Origin of the sequence: Halomicronema hongdechloris C2206 (assembly GCF_002075285.3) — a bacterium.
Lineage (GTDB): Bacteria > Cyanobacteriota > Cyanobacteriia > Phormidesmidales > Phormidesmidaceae > Halomicronema_B > Halomicronema_B hongdechloris.
The window spans coordinates 4500979-4518199 of sequence record NZ_CP021983.2 but is presented as its reverse complement, the minus strand read 5'-3'; the positions used below and the strand labels follow the sequence as shown (position 1 = coordinate 4518199).

Genomic DNA, 17221 nt, shown 5'->3' with positions numbered 1-17221 from the left:
GCAGGGACCCGCTGGCAGAGAATTCCCCTTCATGCTTAGGCAGGCCGCCCTAGGGTGGTGATATAGAGGACTGCTTCGTCGATGGGAATCCCCAAGACTTCATTCACCTGGTCATCGAAGAAGCCGCCGATGCCGCTCACTCCCAGCTGCAGTCGGACAGCAGCTAGATTTAAGCGCTGGCCTAGGTGACCGGCGTCTAGATGCAAGTAGCGATACACCCGATCCCCATATTGGGCAATGGCAGCCTTTAAGTCAGCCGTGTGAAACAGGACAGCACTGGCATCGCGTCCTAAATCCTGGCCGAGGCATAGGTAGTGCAGCTCTTTGCGAAAGTTTTTGAAGCGAATCTGCCGCAGTTCTTGGGTGTGCGGGGCGTAGTAGTAGCAGCCTTCATCTAGGCCGGTAATTCCCGACACGGCAATAAAGGTTTGGATCAAGCTGAGATCGAAGTAGTCAGGGGCGCTATCAAAGCCTTGATCGTGATAGTGGTGGGGTTGATAGGCGAAGTCCAGTAGGGCCTTGAGTTCTTCTAGGGTGAGATCGGCCCCACTGAAGCGCCGGGTGGAACGACGTTGCAGTATCGTGGGCTCTAGTTCTTCTAGGTTCTCGCCCCAGTCAACGGGGGCAGTGTTGAGCTTGATCTTGAGGCAAAAGGGGAAGTTGTACTTGTCTTCCAGGGTATCTGCTTGGTCGGAGCTAGAGGCGTCAGCATTAGACCAGCGGACATCACTGGCTGTGAGCGGGAGCTGAGTCGCTCGATGAAGATAGGGCAAGAGGTCGCCATCGGGTAAGGTGGGATACTCTGTGTAGGATGGGGTTGGTAGCACGGTGCCATAGCGCGGCAGGTTTTGCCCTACCTGCAACAAGTCAGCCAGGGCAGCTATGGCCACGGCTCCCTCTTGATCGGCGTCTAGGTACAACAAATTATTGACGGCTTCATCGGCAAAGCCGCCAATTAAGTGGGGGCGATAGTCGGTGAAGGTACCAGCCAGCTCCAGATTACCAATCAGGTGGCCACTATCTAGGTAAATGCGGCGGTAGGCCCGGTCTTGGTAGCGCCAGGCGGAGCGGTAAAATACGGCGGTGATGACTAGGGCCAGTTGAGTGGATTCTAGGGCGGGGTGCCAAAAACAGGCTTCCTGTAGGGATTGCCAGGGATGATCGTCCCAAAATCGCCAAAGGCTGTGGGTGCGGACTTGATAGTTGTAGAGTCCTGCTGGCAGTAGGGAGGTGCCCCGAGAGATCAAATAGATCTCGGCTGGATACAACCCCCCAGCCGAGGGAGCTGCCCGCAGATAAAAGAGGCTACCGTTGACGGTCATCACCTTGGCAGTTAAGCCATAGCTATTGATCAAGAATCGTGATAGGCGACTCCACCAGAGGGTTTCGGCAGGAGCTTCGACGGCATCAGACGGTCCCTCCAAATAGGGCTTGAGGTCAATTTCGCTGCCTAGCTTGTAAGTTTTGAAGGGCAGGGGTTGCTGGGAAAAATCTAACCCCTTGGCCTTGCTGGCCAGGGTCTCCGGGTCATATTTAGTACGTTCATGATAATGCTGGGCGATGGTAACCGGGGCGTCGGACATGGATACTCAAGATGGGCAACTGGCGATCGCAGGCAAGCAGGCTAGAGATGCTCGAATGGGAGGGGCCAATACCAACTCTCTTGGATAAAGACCTATGTTTACCGGGGGGCGTGTTTACCGGGGGGCGTGTTTACCGGGGGGCGGGGTTTATCGCTTTAATTTAAGCGTGGGTATCAGCGGCAGCGGAAAAATAGTGGGCTGAGCTGGGAAGTTTAGAGATACGCGTTTCTGGAAAAACCCCTAGGAGAAGGTTAACAAAATTGTTGCCAGGGAGCGGCAGAATTCACTACCGTGGGTGAGCTCAGTGTTAACTGAGCACCAATACTGATTAAGGGATGAGGGTAGACTCGGCACCAGGAGTTTATAGCGGTGGCTATCGAGTTATCCTAGGCGTATTCTGGGTCACTGCTCAGCACAGGCATTACGGATTTCCGGCAGATGGGTAACGGTGTAATGAGGCACGCACAGACGACTTCCGTTTCAGTCCTATCCCGCAGCACCCTAGTGTTGGCTCTGATGCTGTTGAGCGGCGAGGCGGTACAGGCCCAAGCACCGGTGCCAGCCTTGGTGGCTCAGACGCCAACCACCGAAGAAATTGAGCAGCTGCAACGAGAGGCTAATGTGGCCTTCAGCCGGGCCACTACGCTGTTTGTCATTCTGCTGACCACCTTGGTGTTGCTAATCGGAGTAGGGTTGGCATCTCTCTGGTTGCTACGGCGTTCGGTGGTGCAGGAAGTCGCCAAGGTGGTGCGATCGCAAATCAATGAAATCACCGACCTAGAAGATAAAATCCGCAATGCCACCCGGGAGCTGGATCACATCCTCAAGGATGCCGAAGACCTGGCCGATGAACTCGAAAGCCGCACCGACGGCTTTCAGCAAGATGCCAAAGCCAAGCGGCAGGTGCTGGGGCAACTGGTGGACGACCTGGCCGCCTTCAAGGCCAAGACCCTGGAAGACTGGCAGCAGCAAGTCAGTGACCTGCAGGTGAGGCTAGAATCCCTGGAGACCGATTTCGTCGGCCAACTCACCGGCCTCAGGTCCACCGCCGAGGATAAGCTGGCCCACCTGGAAGAGACGGCTCAACAGCGTCAGGTGGAGATGCTACAGCACCTGCAGCAGGGTGAAGCCGAGGCCAGCCAGACCTTCAACCAACACCAAGAGACCCTGCAAACCCGCCAGCAAGAGGTGCTGCAGCGGTTGCAGACCACCAGCGATGAGTTCAATCAACGCCTAGAGGGCCTCCAGCATCGGGCCGAGGGGGAATGCGATCGCACCTTCACCGCCCTGGCATCCCTCGGCGATCAACTCACCCCCCACCTGGATCGCCTCAAGGCCGACGCCCAACAACGCATCCAAGGCCAGACCGACGGCATCCTCGACACCCTTAATCAACAGGCCCAAGACATCCGCCAGACCCTCTCGGAAGTACAGGCCAGCGTCTTTGGCCACAAAGAGTTAGCCCTGCAAAACATCGAACGGGCCAGCCAGTCCTTCGAGGCCGAGTTCAGCCAACTCAAGCAGAACATCCAAGGCCAAAACGAGCGGATTCTGGGTGACCTGAACCAGGCCGCAGACACCTTCCTGGCCCAATTTAGTGGCCTCAAGGGCGATATTGACGCCCGCAAAGAAGCCCTACTGCAGCAACTTCAGAGTAGTGCCGACGACTTCCTCAGTCAGTTTGAGCAACGACAACGGCAGGTAGACCAGCGGCAGGCCTCCGCCTTTGCCGACCTGCAGCAGACCGCCGACCGCTTCCGAGAGCAGCTGCAACACTTGCAGGATGGCCTCGACGCCGAACGGGCTACCCTGCTGCAAGACCTGCAGACTTCCGTCGAGACCCTCACCCAGCAATTGGCCGGGCTCAAAGACAGCGTCCAAGGCGAGCAGGACCAGGCCCTAGAGCGGCTTCAAGCCCTAGAGAGCGAGTTCACCGACCAACTGAGCCAGATTCGCAGTGTCGTCTTCGACCGCCGCGATCGGGTCCTGGACAAACTGGACACCTTCGACCGCCGCCTGGGGGACCAACTCGAAGCCCTCTCCAGCGACGCCGAGGCTCGCCAAGTGACCCTGCGCCAGCGCCTCGAGCAACTCGAAGCCGACCTAGACCGCCAGATCGAGCAACTGCAGCAGGATATTGCAGCGGGTCGTGGCTCCACCCTGGAGACCCTCTCTACCCTGGAAGCCAGCTTCCAACAGCGCCTGGAGACCCTGCAGGACGAAGCCCAGCAGCAGAAAGACGACATCATGCGGCAGCTGGGGGAGGTCAGCCCCCAGTATGTGGCCGACTCCTTCATCAGTGAGGCCCAGCAACGGCTCGATACCCTCACCGATCTGCTGCAACGGCTACAAACCAACCGCCCGCAGCTCTTCCGCACCGCCGCAGACTATATTCAGTCGGGCAATCGCCTATTGGCCGACACCCAGTACGCCGACGCCGTCGCGGCCTACGACCAGGCCCTAGAGATCCAGCCCAGCAACGCCGAAGTTTGGCGCAATAGGGCCCTGGCCCTGATCGAACTCGATCGCTACGAGGAGGCCCTGACGGCCCTGGAGCGAGTCACCGAACAACACCCAGAAGACACCGGGGCTTGGTATCAACGGGGACTCGTGCTCCGAGAGTTGCGTCGCTTTGACGAGGCCCTGACCGCCTTTGACCGGGTGATTGAGCAGCAACCGGAAGATGCTAAAGCCTGGCTAAATCGGGGCATGGTGCTCAGCCGGCTGCAACAACGGCAGGAAGCCATTGCCGCCTTCGATCGGGCCCTAAAGATCACCCCCGAATACCATGAAGCCTGGGTGAACCGGGGCGTAGCCTACGGCATCCTGCAACAGCATGAAGAGGCCTTCAAATCGTTTGACCGAGCCGTCGAGATTCAGGCTAACGACGCCGTGGCCTGGCTGAATCGCGGTCTGGCCCTGATTGAACTAGAGCGCTACGATGATGCCCTGACCTCCTTTGACAAGGCCACTCGCTTCAACCCCAACACCCCCAAGGCCTGGGATAACCGTGGCTATGTGCTGATGAAACTCGGCCGGGATCCCGAGGCCCTCAAGAGTTTCGACAAGGCCCTGGAACTGGCCCCCGACTATGCCCAGACCTACTACAACAAAGCCGTCTGCTATGGCCTGCAGCGAGAGTTTGACCTGGCCCTGGAAAATCTACAACAGGCCGTGCGCTTAGACCCCAATTACCGAGAAGACGCCCGCAGTGAAGCCGCCTTCGACGACCTCTGGGAGGATCCCTGGTTCCGAGAATTGCTAGAGCGCTAGCCTCTGCCCATGGCATTGGCCCCCGGCCCGCTCATGGATCCTGTCGCCGGAAGCGTTGCTTGGCAGCCTCGAAGGCATCTTGCATCACCGCTTGAATGCGCTGGGGATCGGGCTTTTTTTCCCCCCATGAGGTCACCGAAGTAGACACAGGCCCCTTCCCTAGAGCCCAGGTGTAGGCAGCGGCCCAGGAGGCGGCGACAACACTTCCAAAGACTGGAATAAATTTGATCAACTCGCGCCCAATCACCTGGGCCAAGAACCCGCCGGCGATGGCGCTGATCACCCCGCCGGCTTGGGACGGGCTCAGGGTTTGGCCGTAGAGTTTGCCCAAGAGCCCCACCATGGACACCTGCAGGGCCGTTAACACTGGCATGGTGGCAAAGGGCAGGGGCACTGCGGCCAGGGTGGCGGCCATGATGGCGAAGGTGGAGATGTAACGGCGACTGGTGCGACGGTAGAGGTTACCCAATTGCTCGGCGGCACTGTCCTGTGCTTCCAACAGCTGGTAGATGGCTCGGGCTTCGGCCTCGGGCAGCAGATCGGCCAGGGTGTCTCGTAAGGCTTCTAGGCCGTAGAACACTGGGGTGTAGCCGTCTTCCTCTAGGGTGAAGTCGATCAGCACGGTGCGATCGCATATCCCTTGGAACTCTTGGCGCAAGGTCTCACTGGCCCGCTGCAGGGGCTCAAACTGGGGGGGATAGTCGGGATGATCGGCCACCTCAGGGGGATACAGCTCGTGGAGACAGGTAATGGTCAGCAGGCAGGGCAGCCGGGGATAGGCTTGCTTGATCTGGCTGACCAGCTGCAGCAGGGTATCGACGGCGAAGTCGGTCCCCTTGACGGTGAGAATCAGGATGTGGGCCTGTTGCTGGGACCACCGCAGATCGTCGATTAACTCTTGAATCAGGGCCTGCATATCCTGATGGGCTTCTCCCAGCCCCACGGTGTCGGTGAAAATCAGCAGGGGCAGTTCTTCCGAGGGATAGGCATAGCGTTCCGTGTGTTGGGTATGGGGGCGAAAGCCCTGGCCGACGATGGCTGCCGATACCCCGGTCAACCCCCGCACCAGGGAACTCTTGCCAGACTGGGGTTTGCCGATCAGCAGCGCCTCCGTAACCGGCAATTCGTCCCGCACTGCCGCTAAAATCTCGGCCACCCGCTCATCGCTGATATTGAACCACCCCAGCACCGCCTGGCCCATTTGCTCCCAAGGCAAGGCCGCCCGCAGCCCCACCGGTGGTGCGGCGCCACAGGTTCTTCACCCGCCCTGTCAGGGAGGGACCAGATGATTTGGCAGAGTCCTGGGGATCCGTCATCGCCGTTGCGATCGCATCGGTGTCACATTCGCCATGTCTTTGCCATTGTATAGCCACCGCCACAACGCTTCCCGCAGTTTCCCTATTTCCTCCGTCCTGCCGCAGGGGAGTTGGCTTCCTGTCAAGCGACGAGAGGTTAGCCCTGTCAAGATCGCCAGCGAGTTATCCCCCGAAGCAACATTCAACGCTACAACAGTAGTATCGATAGCTCTGCAGCATGAGGAGGGGGGGATTATGCCCAGTGCAATTGCCGTCCCTACCAGGCAGCAAATCGTCCCTATCCAATCAGCGGAACCTGGCGCTGCCGGGGGGCATCGTCGCTGCCACCCTAGTTGCGATCGCACCTCAGCCGGCCCCAGCCGCCAGCCTCCGCTTTGCCTCCTTCAATGCCTCCCTCAACCGCGATGCCCAAGGTCAACTGATTAGCGACCTACATCCACTCCTAATAATGCCCAGGCCCAAACCATCGCCGAGATCATTCAACGGGTCAATCCAGACGTTGTGTTGATCAACGAATTCGACTTCGACGTCGGTGCCCAGGCGGCACAGTCGTTCCAGAGCAACTACCTGGGGGTTAGCCAAAACGGCGTCGACCCCGTAGGCTATCCCTTCGTCTATATCGCTCCCTCCAACACCGGCATTGCCTCCGGCTTCGACCTAGACAACAACGGCAGCATCGTCACCACCCCGGGTGAGCCCGGCTATGGCAACGACGCCTTCGGCTTCGGCAACTTCCCCGGCCAGTTTGGCATGGCCTTGTATTCCAAGCATCCCATCCTCACCCCGGACATCCGTACCTGCCAGACCTTCCTCTGGCAGGACATGCCCAACGCCCTACTGCCTGACGATCCCAATACCCCCGAGCCCAATGACTGGTACTCTCCAGAAGAATTAGCGGCCTTTCGTCTCTCCTCCAAGAGCCACTGGGACGTGCCCATCCAAATCGGCGATGATATCATTCATGTCTTGGCCAGCCATCCCACCCCCCCGGTCTTCGATGGCCCTGAGGATCGCAACGGGCGCCGCAACCACGACGAGATTCGCTTCTGGGCAGACTACATCACCCCCGGTGCTGGCGGGTACATTTACGATGATCAGGGCAACGTCGGCGGCCTGGCGGCAGGCTCCAACTTCGTGATCATGGGCGACCTCAACGCCGATCCCTTCGATGGCGACAGCACCGACAATGCGGTCCTGCAGGTGCTGAACAATCCCCTGGTCAACACCGCCAATCCCCCTGCCAGTGCCGGCGGCCCAGACGCCACCCAACGCCAGGGGCTGAATAACCTTACCCACCAGGGCAATCCCGCCTTCGATACCGCCGACTTTGCCGAAGAAAACTTCGGTGGCCCCGGCAACCTGCGGGTCGACTATACCCTGCCCTCCCAGACCCTCTCGATCACCGGTTCCGGCATCTTCTGGCCCACGGCCGATGACCCCCTGTTTGAGTTGGTGGGCGATTTCCCCTTCCCCAGCTCTGACCACCGGCTGGTGTGGGTGGATGTGCAGGCCGAAGACGATGGCGCCTCGGTGCCCGAACCCTCGACGGCCTTGGCAATGCTGGGGCTGGGTGGTCTGGGCCTATGGCGCCGTCTGCGTCGGGCAAGCGTTTAACAGAATGGGGCTAAAGATCGAGCGATTCATCACCCTTGGTGATTCCTCCTTAAGCAGGGGATAGATTGTTGAGCCGATTGCAAACCCCATGCGACACCACTAGACCGCATCAGGATCAACCCCCATTTCCCGGAGCTTCTCGGCCAGGCGCCCTGCCTGTTGCTGGGCGGCTTTAGCAGCTTCCTCAGGGGTTGGCACCAATGCCCCGTCAGGGGTAAAGAACCTTAGCTGAGCATCATGGATGCCCAAGTACAGCCCTAGCTGGCGGCTCCATAGATGTCCCACAGCATTGGAGTCTATGGCCTCATAGACGCCGCCGACGAGCAAGAACCCGCAAAATTCCAAGGTGTCTGGGTCAAACCAAAAGTACTCAGGGGTGCGAAACGTATTTTGGTAAATCTCCTTCTTAGTGCCTCGATCTACCTGGGCGGTACTGTCCGACAACAGTTCAACGATCACGTTAGGGTATTTCCCGTCTTCTTCCCAAACCACCCAGCTCTTTCGAGATTTTCGCTCCGTTTCCAACACCACAAAAAAATCTGGGCCTCGAAAATCCTGGGACTTGATCTGCTTGGGGCTGAAATAGATGGTCAAATTGCCGGAGGCAAAGAAATCGTCCCGGTCTTGCCAGAGCCAATCCAGACAGCTAATCAGCAACAGCATCTGGCGCACATGCAAGTCGGTTTCCATCTGGGGTTCTTCACTGTACAGATCGCCCGGTGGCAGATTCACAGGCGCAGAAGTCTCGTTTGGCGTAGCAACCATAGCAACCGACTCGGGAACGATTGTCCCTATTCTAGTCAGCTTAAGAGGGTGTCGCTGCCCAGCAAACGCACCCAAGACCTTTCATATTGCATTTGTCAGGTAGCTTAAGACATTGAGAATCGCTGACATGCCTAGACTAGGGAGCTACCTAACCGCAACCGCCCTATAAGCATAGGCCTGGTTGCTATATGCCCCCGGTGCGTTGGGCTGCCGCCACAACACACTTTGCCGCCGCTTGAATTTAGATCCCCCAGCTTCTCGCGGTTCAAATTTTATCCTGTGCCCCCCTGGCCAAGGGGGGTTGGGGGGAGCTTTGCGATGGGCTTTACCCAGTTAAAATTTGCCGGAAGCCAACACCTGCCGCAGCATCTGGCGGTGCTGCCCCACCGAGGCCAGGGTGTTGGCCGTGGTCATGCCGCTGGCCGCCACCGCTGGTAAGCCGATGCCGGGAAAGGTGGAATCTCCCGTACACCACAGCCCTGGCAGAGGGGTGCGGGGGCCGGGAAACAGCCCCGTCTGGGCCGAGATGGCCGGGCCGTAGGTGCCCTGATGTCGGCGCAGAAAGCGCTCATGGGTGAGGGGGGTGCCCACCAGCTTGACCTCGATGCGGCGCTGGAGATCGGGGATGATGCGCTCCAGGGCCTGGAACATCACCGCCGAGCGCGTCGCCTTCAAGTCGGCATAGGCCTGACTGCGGCGATCGAGCCCCTGCCAGAGGGAGTAGGGCTCATTGCCGGGGGTATAGACATGAATCGTATGCTTGCCGGGCGGGGCCAGGGACGGATCCAGCAGCGAGGGAATCGAGATCAGCACCAGATTCTGCGGTGCCGTCACCCCCAGCTGCCAGTCATTCACCACGATATAGTGACAGGCCAGGTCGGGACGAATATCCGTGGCGTCGATGCCCAGATGCAGATGCATGAAGCTGGGGCAACGGGGCATGGCCTGGCGCCGCTGCACAAATCGCTGGGGCATGGCTCCTGCGGGCAGTAGTTTCAGGGTGTCCCAGATGGAAGCATTGGAGATCACCGCCCGCTTGGCCCGCAGTTCTTCCCCAGACCGCAACACCACCCCCGCTGCCCGTCCCTGTTCCACCATCACCTGCTCCACATGGGCCTGCAGCCGCAGCTGGCCCCCATACTTCTGCAGCCCCCGCACCAGGGCATTCACGAGGGCGCCGCTACCGCCGCGGGGATAGTCTAGGTAGACCCCCCGTCGATACCACTCCCCGGCAAACATGAAGGCCATCTCGGCGGCACTGGTGTCCGCGGCGGGCAGGCCGGAGAGGAGAAAGCAGAGCAAATCCATCCAGTGGCGAATGAAGGGATCCGTGACCGTGTCCTGCAGGATGGCGCTGAAGGGGCCCTGCAACCGGGCCAGTTGGGGACCTCGGCGCACAGCAGCTGCCAGGCGTAGGGAGCGGACCGGTTCTCACTATCCCTAGGTCCCAGCGCCCGGCAGCGGCGGGCAGGGCCGTAGCCCCCTGACCCAGGGGAGTCATCACCGCCTGCAGCCGTCGCCACTGCCGCACCGCCTCCTCACCGCGTAGGGTCTGCAATACCTGGCAGAACTGCTCGGCACCCGACGCTGGTGGCGAACTCGCCCTCCGGGAATGTAGACGCCCCAGGTGTCGTAGGTGGCCCAGTCTAGGTCTCCCTCGATGGCGTCGAGGACATGGCCCAGGGGATTGCTGGAGGGTCGCTGGGAGAGGCCGGAATAGAGGGAGGGGCCGGAATCGAAGGTAAAGCCCTGGCGTTGAAAGCCGTGGGCAGCGCCGCCGGGGATGCTGTGGCTTTCGCAGACGGTGACGCGAAAACCGTATTTGGCCAGCAGGGCGGCACAACAGAGGCCGCCGATGCCGCTGCCGATGACGAGGATATCGGTGTCTGGGGTCACGGATGGCAGGGAGCGATCAATGCAGGGACGTCTGGTGGCAGGGTAGCCCCTTTAGGACCGTAACGCAGTTGATAGGGCTGGAGCCATGGCGTAGATTCGAATTCTGCCTTTCTGGACTGTCCATAATTTGCCCGTAATTTCCTCGCGCTCCAGGCCACCGATCAATGTTTTCAATGTGTCGAGTAAATCCTGGGGCTCAGGACGAGGTTGGAGTTTAGACTAATGAGCCAATAAAAAGCGGCTGGGACTATGCCCAGCGCGCCCAATAGCAGACACTGAGAAAAGCAAAACCCTCAGGTCTGCCACTATGTCCTACGATACCTTGGAACAGTTTCGCCAGCGCGCTCATCCCTGTCTGGGCAGGGCGAAGGATGCCACGTTTGAGCTGATCGATGCAGTGCTATGCACTCGTCATGTGTACAGCTTTGCAGAACTCTCGCAATCGCCCGTGTTTGGCTGAGGCTGGTCGAGCGTCTATGAAGCCCTTGAAGATAGCCGTCCGCAGCGCAATAAGCTGATGCGACTGTACATAGAGCATATTGAAGTTGCCGAGGACGAGCCGATTGTGCTAGCTGGCGACCATACCGGCTGGGCGCGTCCGTTTGCCAAGCGATTACGCGAGCGTACCTATGAACACCAAGCGAATGGGGGTGGGTTGCATGGACCCGTGACAGTGGGGCAAGGCTATAGCACGTTGGCTGGGGTGCCTGAAGCCGAGGGGAGTTGGGCGTTGCCGTTGCGCCATGAGCGGATCACCAGTTGGGAGAGTCCCATTAGCAAGGCAGTCTGGCAACTCAAACAAGTCTGCAAATATTTACCCAAACGCCCTCTGAGTCTATGGGATGGCGAATATGGCTGCGCCAGCTTTGTGCTCAAAAGTGCCGACATTGCGGCTGATAAATTGATGCGCTTACGTGCCAATCGCAATCTCTGGGGGGCTCCACCCACCTATGGCGGGCGAGGACGCCCTCGGGTGCATGGGGAGAAGGTTAACGCCCGCCTCATCCATAAACACCAGGTTCTCCGGGGCTATGTCTCGGATCTGTTGCCAATACTCGACTCGGGCTTGTCGCACCCGTAGACTCCCTGCTTCAGTAGCGTGCAGCGTTTTTTTTACGGGTGAGTTCAAGCTATTGCACGATTCGTCCCATGGACGACCGACTGATCAAAATCGAGGTCTCGGCAGCTAGGCGATCACGGAGTTCGTCTAAGGTCGCATCATTGTCCGCATCCACCAAGGCTTTCACAAGTTTTAGTTGTTCTGCATTGAGTTTAGGCTGAGCGCCACCCCCCATGAGGCTTAGGCTGAATATCACCCGTTTCTCGCAGGCGCTTCAACAGAGTTTCAATAAAACTCTTCGACACGCCAAATCGCTTAGCTAACTTGCGAACCGACAGCCGCTCTGTAAAGTAGACGTCAATAATCTTTTCCCGGAAATCAAGGGACGGCTGCCCAGTTGCAAGATGCGATCGCATCCATGGGACTTAGCGAGAATCAACCACGGTGCTTGCCGTTGCCCTCGGGTGAGTCCCGGGCTCTGCGCCCATCACCACAGGTTATGACTGTGGTTAAGGAATTTCCCTTGGGGCTAAATATCTCGCAAGGCCCATCAAGCTACTCTCCCAGCTGGGGACTCGCGGCATAACTATGTGTTAAGTGGCAGATCTGCTGGATAAAATCCCCTATGTCCCACATTATCTGGAATGTCTATGGGGTAATACCCAGTTTTCAGGAATTAAACAGACTATTTGACTGATAAGTCTGAGGTTTTTGGGTGCTATCGAACAGGTCTAATAGCCAATCCTGGAGTTCAAGGATGTTATCCGTCAACCCTGCTGGATAACACCCCCAATACCGGACTTATCTATTAGATAGTGGTCAGTCACCTCAACAAAAAGGAGCACCCCGGAGGACCCCCCTACTGCAGACCAACGAAAGCTCTAGTTAGTCAGCCTTGGCCGTCGCGGGTCGGCGAGACCACTGATGCTGCAAAGATGGACACCCGTTGGCCCTGGCAGGAGAGACCTATCACAGCCGTGTCGTCGTGTAGGGCCGGTGAGTAACCATTGCTGCTGGCATTGACTGGGCCAGACCAGTAAGCTGTGGATGCACATTAAAAACAACTACAGCCATGGGAGCCACGGTGCCAGACATTCTCGCCTTCGACTTTGACGGGGTGCTCTGTGATGGGTTGGTTGAATATTACCAGACGGCCTGGCAGGCCCATGGCCAGTTGTTTCCCCACTCTCCGGAAACACCGCCCCCGGGGCTGGCAGAGCAGTTTTATCGACTGCGACCGTTGGTGGAGACGGGCTGGGAGATGCCGGTCTTGCTGCAGGCGCTGTTGCAGGGCATCTCGGAGGCAGAGATTGGCCACGACTGGCCCAGCCTGGCTAAGACCCTGGTGGCGGCGGCTGACCTCACTCCCCGCCAAGTGGCCCAAGCCGTGGATTGTACCCGTGATCGCTGGATTCAGGCGGATTTAGACCATTGGCTCAGCCAACATCGCTTCTACCCCGGCACTCTGGAGCGATTGCAGCAGGCCATGGCGGCTGGGGTGTTTGCGGTGATTATTTCCACCAAGGAGGGGCGGTTTATCCGTCAATTGTTGGCCCAACGGGGCATCGAGCTGGCTGATGAGCAGGTGTTTGGCAAAGAGGTAAAGCAACCCAAGTATGAGACCTTGCGGCAAGTGAAGGCGGGCTATGCCGAGCGACGACAATTGGTGCCCCAGGTCTGGTTTCTCGAGGATCGGCTGCAGGCGTTGGAGGCGGTGCGACAGCAGATAGATCTTGGCAGTGTGGAGCTGTTTCTGGTGGACTGGGGCTATAACACCGAGGCCGATCGCCAGCAAGCCCGGCAGCAGGAGCGTATTCATCTGCTAAGCTTGAGCCAATTAGTACAGGGGTTCGACTGCTGGATTGCCTAGGTTCTTCTAAGAGTGCCATGTTAGATCTGATGAAACTGGCCCGGCAGATGCAGGGCATCAGCCACCACTTGACCCAGGAGGCGGCGGCAGCTCAGCGGCGGGTGGAGATCGCAGAGCGACTGTTGACCCAGATCTTGCCCCACCAGGCCCAGCGCGTCGAGCAACTACAGCAGTGGTGCGATCGCATGGGGTTCACCGCCGCCTACCCGGTGGAACCCCTGGATACTCCCGTTGACGTGCAGCCCACCGCCGCCGCCCACACGGTCCTGGCTACCGACGGTTCCCAGATCTCCCCCAGTCACCACGAGATTGCCTACTGTTATTTGATCAATGTGGGTCGGGTGGTGTTGCACTACGGCCAGAGCCGCTATCCCCGGCTGGACAGCCTACCCCAGGTGATCTACCGTCCTGAAGATCTCTATATCTCACGGCAGTGGAGCATTCGCACCGAAGAGTGGATGGGTTATCAGCGCACCGTAGCCGAGGCAGTGGCCCTGGCCGAGTTGGCGGATCAGGTTACTGGGGATGTGCCGGCTCTGGCCCTGGTGGATGGCTCGTTGATCTATTGGTTTTTGGAGTCCTTGCCTCAGGCGGCATGCGATCGCATCTTGCCCCCGATCCTAGCGGCCTGGGATCGACTCAAACAGACCCAGATCCCCCTGGTAGGCTATCTTAGCGCCTCCCGCAGTGGCGAAGCCCTCAACTTTTTCCGGCTGCAAAGCTGCCCCTACCAGCAGCCCGACTGTCTCAGCCACTGCCCCGGCCCCGGCGACCAGGCCCCCTGCCAGGTATTTAATCCCCTACGGGACACCACCTTCTGGGCCACTCAGCTAGCTCCAGGGCAGCGCAGCCCTCTTTGGCGTAGTTCCGCTCCTCTGCTGCAGCACTATCATGACGACCAGGCTATTTATTTTTGCTATGTCCACGTGGGGGCTGAGATTGCCCGCCTGGAAATGCCTGCCTGGGTCGCCACCAATCCCCAGCTGTTGAGTCAAGCCCTCAACCTTAGCCTCACCCAGGTCCAAAAAGGCTATGGCTATCCAGTCATCCTGGCCGAGGCCCACAACCAGGCCGTGGTACGCGGTGGAGATAGAACCCGATTTTTCGCTTTACTAGAACAAGAAATGATTCGAGCCGGGCTCAAGAACGTCGGGACCTCCTATAAGGAAGCCCGCAAGCGGGGCAGCATTGCCTGACACCCGGAATCGTCACCACCCAGAGTGTAGTGTAACGGGTAGTCACGTTCGCCGTTCTTTACCACGGTCCTATGAGCGTTTCCTCTGCCTCCGACCTCCGTTACTCGCGAGCCCCCTGGCACCATCAAACCACCCCTGCCAGCCCCTGCCACGGTTCCCGGCCTATGCATATCGATCCCTCCCAGCAACCCGCCAAACTATCCGGCGGCTGGTCCTGTCAGCACACCTTCGCGGACCACACCAGTTGGGTGCGCTCCGTAGCCATTAGTGCCAATGGTCGCTTTGTCGCCAGTGGCAGCGGTGACAAAACTGTGCGGGTATGGTCCTTGCAAACGGGGCAAGTGCTACAGGTGCTGCGTCATGAATCGTGGGTGCGCGCCATTGCCTTCAGCCCTGACAGCGACTCCCTAGCCAGCGTTGGCAATGACAATCGGGTGCGACTCTGGCAGCCCCAAACCGGTCGCCTGCAAGCGGTTATGGATGGTCACACCGATTGGGTGCGCGCCGTTACCTTCAGTCCCGATGGCCGCTATCTCTTCACCGCTGGCCAGGACAATAGCATCCGCATGTGGCAGGTAGCGGATGGTCAATCCCTCCGTCGCTTCAATGGTCATAACCACTGGATCCGTACCCTTGCCATCAGCCCCGATAGCGGCACCTTGATCAGTGGCAGTCAAGATCATTCCGTCCGGTTCTACCGCCTCAATGGCAAAGGACAAGATATGGTGCTCGAGGGCCACACCGCCGAAGTCCTCTCGGTGGCGGCTAGTCCCAATGGCTGGCTCGTGGCCAGCAGCAGCGCCGATTGCACCGTGCGTTTCTGGAAGCTCAACAGTGGTCGCCAGATCACCGAATTCAAGGCCCATCCAGCCCCTGTCAACTGTGTCAGCTTTAGCCCCGACGGCAAGTTGCTGGCCACCGCTAGCAATGACAAGACCGTACGACTTTGGCACATCGACAGCGGCAAACTCATCGGCGTGCTCCAGGATGATGGCGGTTGGGTCTGGTCTGTGGCCTTTGCCCCCGACAGTCGCACCCTAGCCAGCGGTAATTGGCAGGGGGCGGTGAAAATCTGGAGTCGCTAAAACTGGGCCTGCAGATACTGTCGCCGCATGCGGGCAATGGCATCAATGGAAATGCCCTTGGGGCAAACTGCCTCGCATTCGCCATGGTTAGAGCAACCGCCAAAGCCCTCCGCTTCCATTTGCTCCGTCATGGCTAAGACCCGCTGCCGGCGTTCCGGTTGTCCCTGGGGCAACAGGGAGAGGTGGGCAATCTTAGCCGCTGTGAACAGCGAAGCCGAGGCATTTGGACAAGCCGCAACACAGGCACCACAGCCGATGCAGGTAGCGTAGTCAAAGGCCAGATCGGCATCATGTTTGGGCACTGGTATCGTGTTGGCCTCTGGAGCCGCCCCCGTATTGACTGAAATGTAGCCGCCCTTGGCCATGATCCGGTCGAAGGCAGAGCGATCCACTACCAGATCCTTGATCACGGGAAACGCCTGGGCCCGCCAGGGCTCTACCAGAATGGTGTCACCCGATTGAAATTCTCGTAGATAGAGTTGACAAACAGTAGTGCGCTGCTGGGGTCCGTGGGCCTGACCATTGACCATGAAGCCACAGGAGCCGCAGATGCCCTCTCGGCAGTCGTAGTCAAACTCTATGGGCTCCTCTCCTGAGTAAATTAATTGCTGGTTGAGTACATCCAGGAGCTCTAGAAAGGACATATTGGGGCTGGCATTGGACACAGTGTAGTCTACAAACCGCCCAGATGCCTCTGCACTGGCCTGCCGCCACAGCCGCAAGTGAATTTCCATGGCCTCTCCTAGGGTTGAGCGCGGGAATTCCCGCTCTTCTCACCATAGATCATTCGTCACAGATCATTCCTCTTTTAATCGGTCTAAAGTATTGCGCTGACTAACTCTGCAGATATTGGGCGACACCGTCCAACATCATCTGTACCGAGAGGATAATCAACAACATGCCCATCAACCGTTCCACGGCTAGGGCTCCACGCCGCCCCAGCCGTTGGAACAGCCAGGGGGAAATCCACAAAATCAGTCCGGTGATGGTGGTGGCTAGGGTTAGGGCTCCTAGCCATTTCCAGAGTAACTGGGGGTCTGATTTGGCAAAGACGAGTAAGGCGGCAATGGCACTGGGACCCGCAATCAACGGCATGGCGATGGGGACAATGAAGGGGTCCGCGTCCAGGCGAGTGGGCATGGCTGAGGAGCGATCTGGAAACACCATGCCCAGGGCGATCAGAAACAAGACAATGCCGCCAGAGATACTTAGGGTGGACGGGGTCACTCCAAAAAAAGATAGGAGAGGATTACCTCCTACCAGGAAGGCGAGCAAGATGCCGTAGGCGATCAGGGTTTCCCGCAAGATGATGCGTCGCCGCTTCGCTGCCGGGATCTCAGTCAATAGGGTGTTGATGGTGACCATGTTGCCAAAGGGATCCATGATCAGCAGCAGAATAATGGCAGCAGAAATGAGAGTCACTGAAGTACCTACAACACAGCAGTGTTGGCCAGGCGGTTGCAGACAGAAGAATGCGTGGGGTTAAACTCAGGCACGTTTCCAACCAATGTCATAGGCAGTCCAGGTTTTCCCTAGATGGCGATGGCCAGGGAACCTTGTCCC

Annotated in this window: 9 protein-coding genes and 4 pseudogenes; 6 read left to right on the top strand and 7 right to left on the bottom strand. The window is 58.7% G+C overall.

Translation table 11 applies throughout. The features are described 5' to 3' along the window. Nucleotides 1–35: 35 nt before the first annotated feature. Nucleotides 36–1583: a SagB/ThcOx family dehydrogenase gene (locus tag XM38_RS20500; RefSeq protein ID WP_080811231.1), complete on the bottom strand. Its 1548-nt coding sequence runs from the start codon at nucleotides 1581–1583 to the stop codon at nucleotides 36–38. Between the two features lie 453 nt (nucleotides 1584–2036). Between XM38_RS20500 and XM38_RS20495 the strand changes: the two genes are divergently transcribed. Beyond that, the gene (locus XM38_RS20495; RefSeq protein WP_187329487.1) at nucleotides 2037–4856 is read left to right on the top strand and encodes a tetratricopeptide repeat protein; all 2820 of its coding nucleotides are present in this window, start codon (nucleotides 2037–2039) and stop codon (nucleotides 4854–4856) included. A gap of 31 nt (nucleotides 4857–4887) precedes the next feature. Here the strand turns inward: XM38_RS20495 and XM38_RS20490 are convergent. Then, nucleotides 4888–6172, bottom strand: a pseudogene (locus XM38_RS20490) (GTPase family protein). A gap of 337 nt (nucleotides 6173–6509) precedes the next feature. Here XM38_RS20490 and XM38_RS20480 point away from each other — a divergent pair. Continuing rightward, nucleotides 6510–7750: pseudogene (locus XM38_RS20480) on the top strand (endonuclease/exonuclease/phosphatase family protein); the annotation flags it as partial. Between the two features lie 135 nt (nucleotides 7751–7885). On the opposite strand, the gene XM38_RS20475 reads toward XM38_RS20480, so the two are convergent. After that, nucleotides 7886–8551 carry a Uma2 family endonuclease gene (locus tag XM38_RS20475; RefSeq protein WP_088430898.1) on the bottom strand — a complete coding sequence of 222 codons (666 nt, stop codon included), beginning with the start codon at nucleotides 8549–8551 and terminating at the stop codon, nucleotides 7886–7888. Between the two features lie 333 nt (nucleotides 8552–8884). Then, nucleotides 8885–10447: pseudogene (locus XM38_RS20470) on the bottom strand (phytoene desaturase family protein). Between the two features lie 307 nt (nucleotides 10448–10754). Here XM38_RS20470 and XM38_RS29175 point away from each other — a divergent pair. Continuing rightward, nucleotides 10755–11435: pseudogene (locus XM38_RS29175) on the top strand (transposase); the annotation flags it as partial. 142 nt (nucleotides 11436–11577) lie between these two features. On the opposite strand, the gene XM38_RS26160 reads toward XM38_RS29175, so the two are convergent. Next, nucleotides 11578–11763, bottom strand: a complete 186-nt coding sequence (locus XM38_RS26160) for a helix-turn-helix domain-containing protein (protein WP_187329586.1) — start codon at nucleotides 11761–11763, stop codon at nucleotides 11578–11580. A gap of 816 nt (nucleotides 11764–12579) precedes the next feature. On the opposite strand from XM38_RS26160, the gene XM38_RS20455 reads away from it, so the two are divergent. From XM38_RS20455 to XM38_RS20445, 3 genes are all read left to right on the top strand, one after another. After that, nucleotides 12580–13377 (top strand): HAD family hydrolase, encoded by a 798-nt coding sequence (locus XM38_RS20455; RefSeq protein ID WP_088430896.1) that lies wholly within the window; start codon nucleotides 12580–12582, stop codon nucleotides 13375–13377. Between the two features lie 17 nt (nucleotides 13378–13394). Further along, complete coding sequence (locus tag XM38_RS20450) at nucleotides 13395–14573, top strand: DNA double-strand break repair nuclease NurA (RefSeq protein WP_088430894.1); 1179 nt, start codon at nucleotides 13395–13397, stop codon at nucleotides 14571–14573. A 71-nt stretch (nucleotides 14574–14644) separates the two neighbouring features. Then, nucleotides 14645–15658 carry a WD40 repeat domain-containing protein gene (locus tag XM38_RS20445; protein ID WP_080811234.1) on the top strand — a complete coding sequence of 338 codons (1014 nt, stop codon included), beginning with the start codon at nucleotides 14645–14647 and terminating at the stop codon, nucleotides 15656–15658. Here XM38_RS20445 and XM38_RS20440 read toward each other — a convergent pair. Together XM38_RS20440 and XM38_RS20435 are read right to left on the bottom strand one after the other, a co-directional pair. After that, nucleotides 15655–16392: a succinate dehydrogenase/fumarate reductase iron-sulfur subunit gene (locus XM38_RS20440; protein ID WP_080811235.1), complete on the bottom strand. Its 738-nt coding sequence runs from the start codon at nucleotides 16390–16392 to the stop codon at nucleotides 15655–15657. The genes XM38_RS20445 and XM38_RS20440 overlap by 4 nt on opposite strands. Before the next feature lie 100 nt (nucleotides 16393–16492). Further along, nucleotides 16493–17080: a MarC family protein gene (locus XM38_RS20435; RefSeq protein WP_088430892.1), complete on the bottom strand. Its 588-nt coding sequence runs from the start codon at nucleotides 17078–17080 to the stop codon at nucleotides 16493–16495. Between the last annotated feature and the right edge of the window lie 141 nt (nucleotides 17081–17221).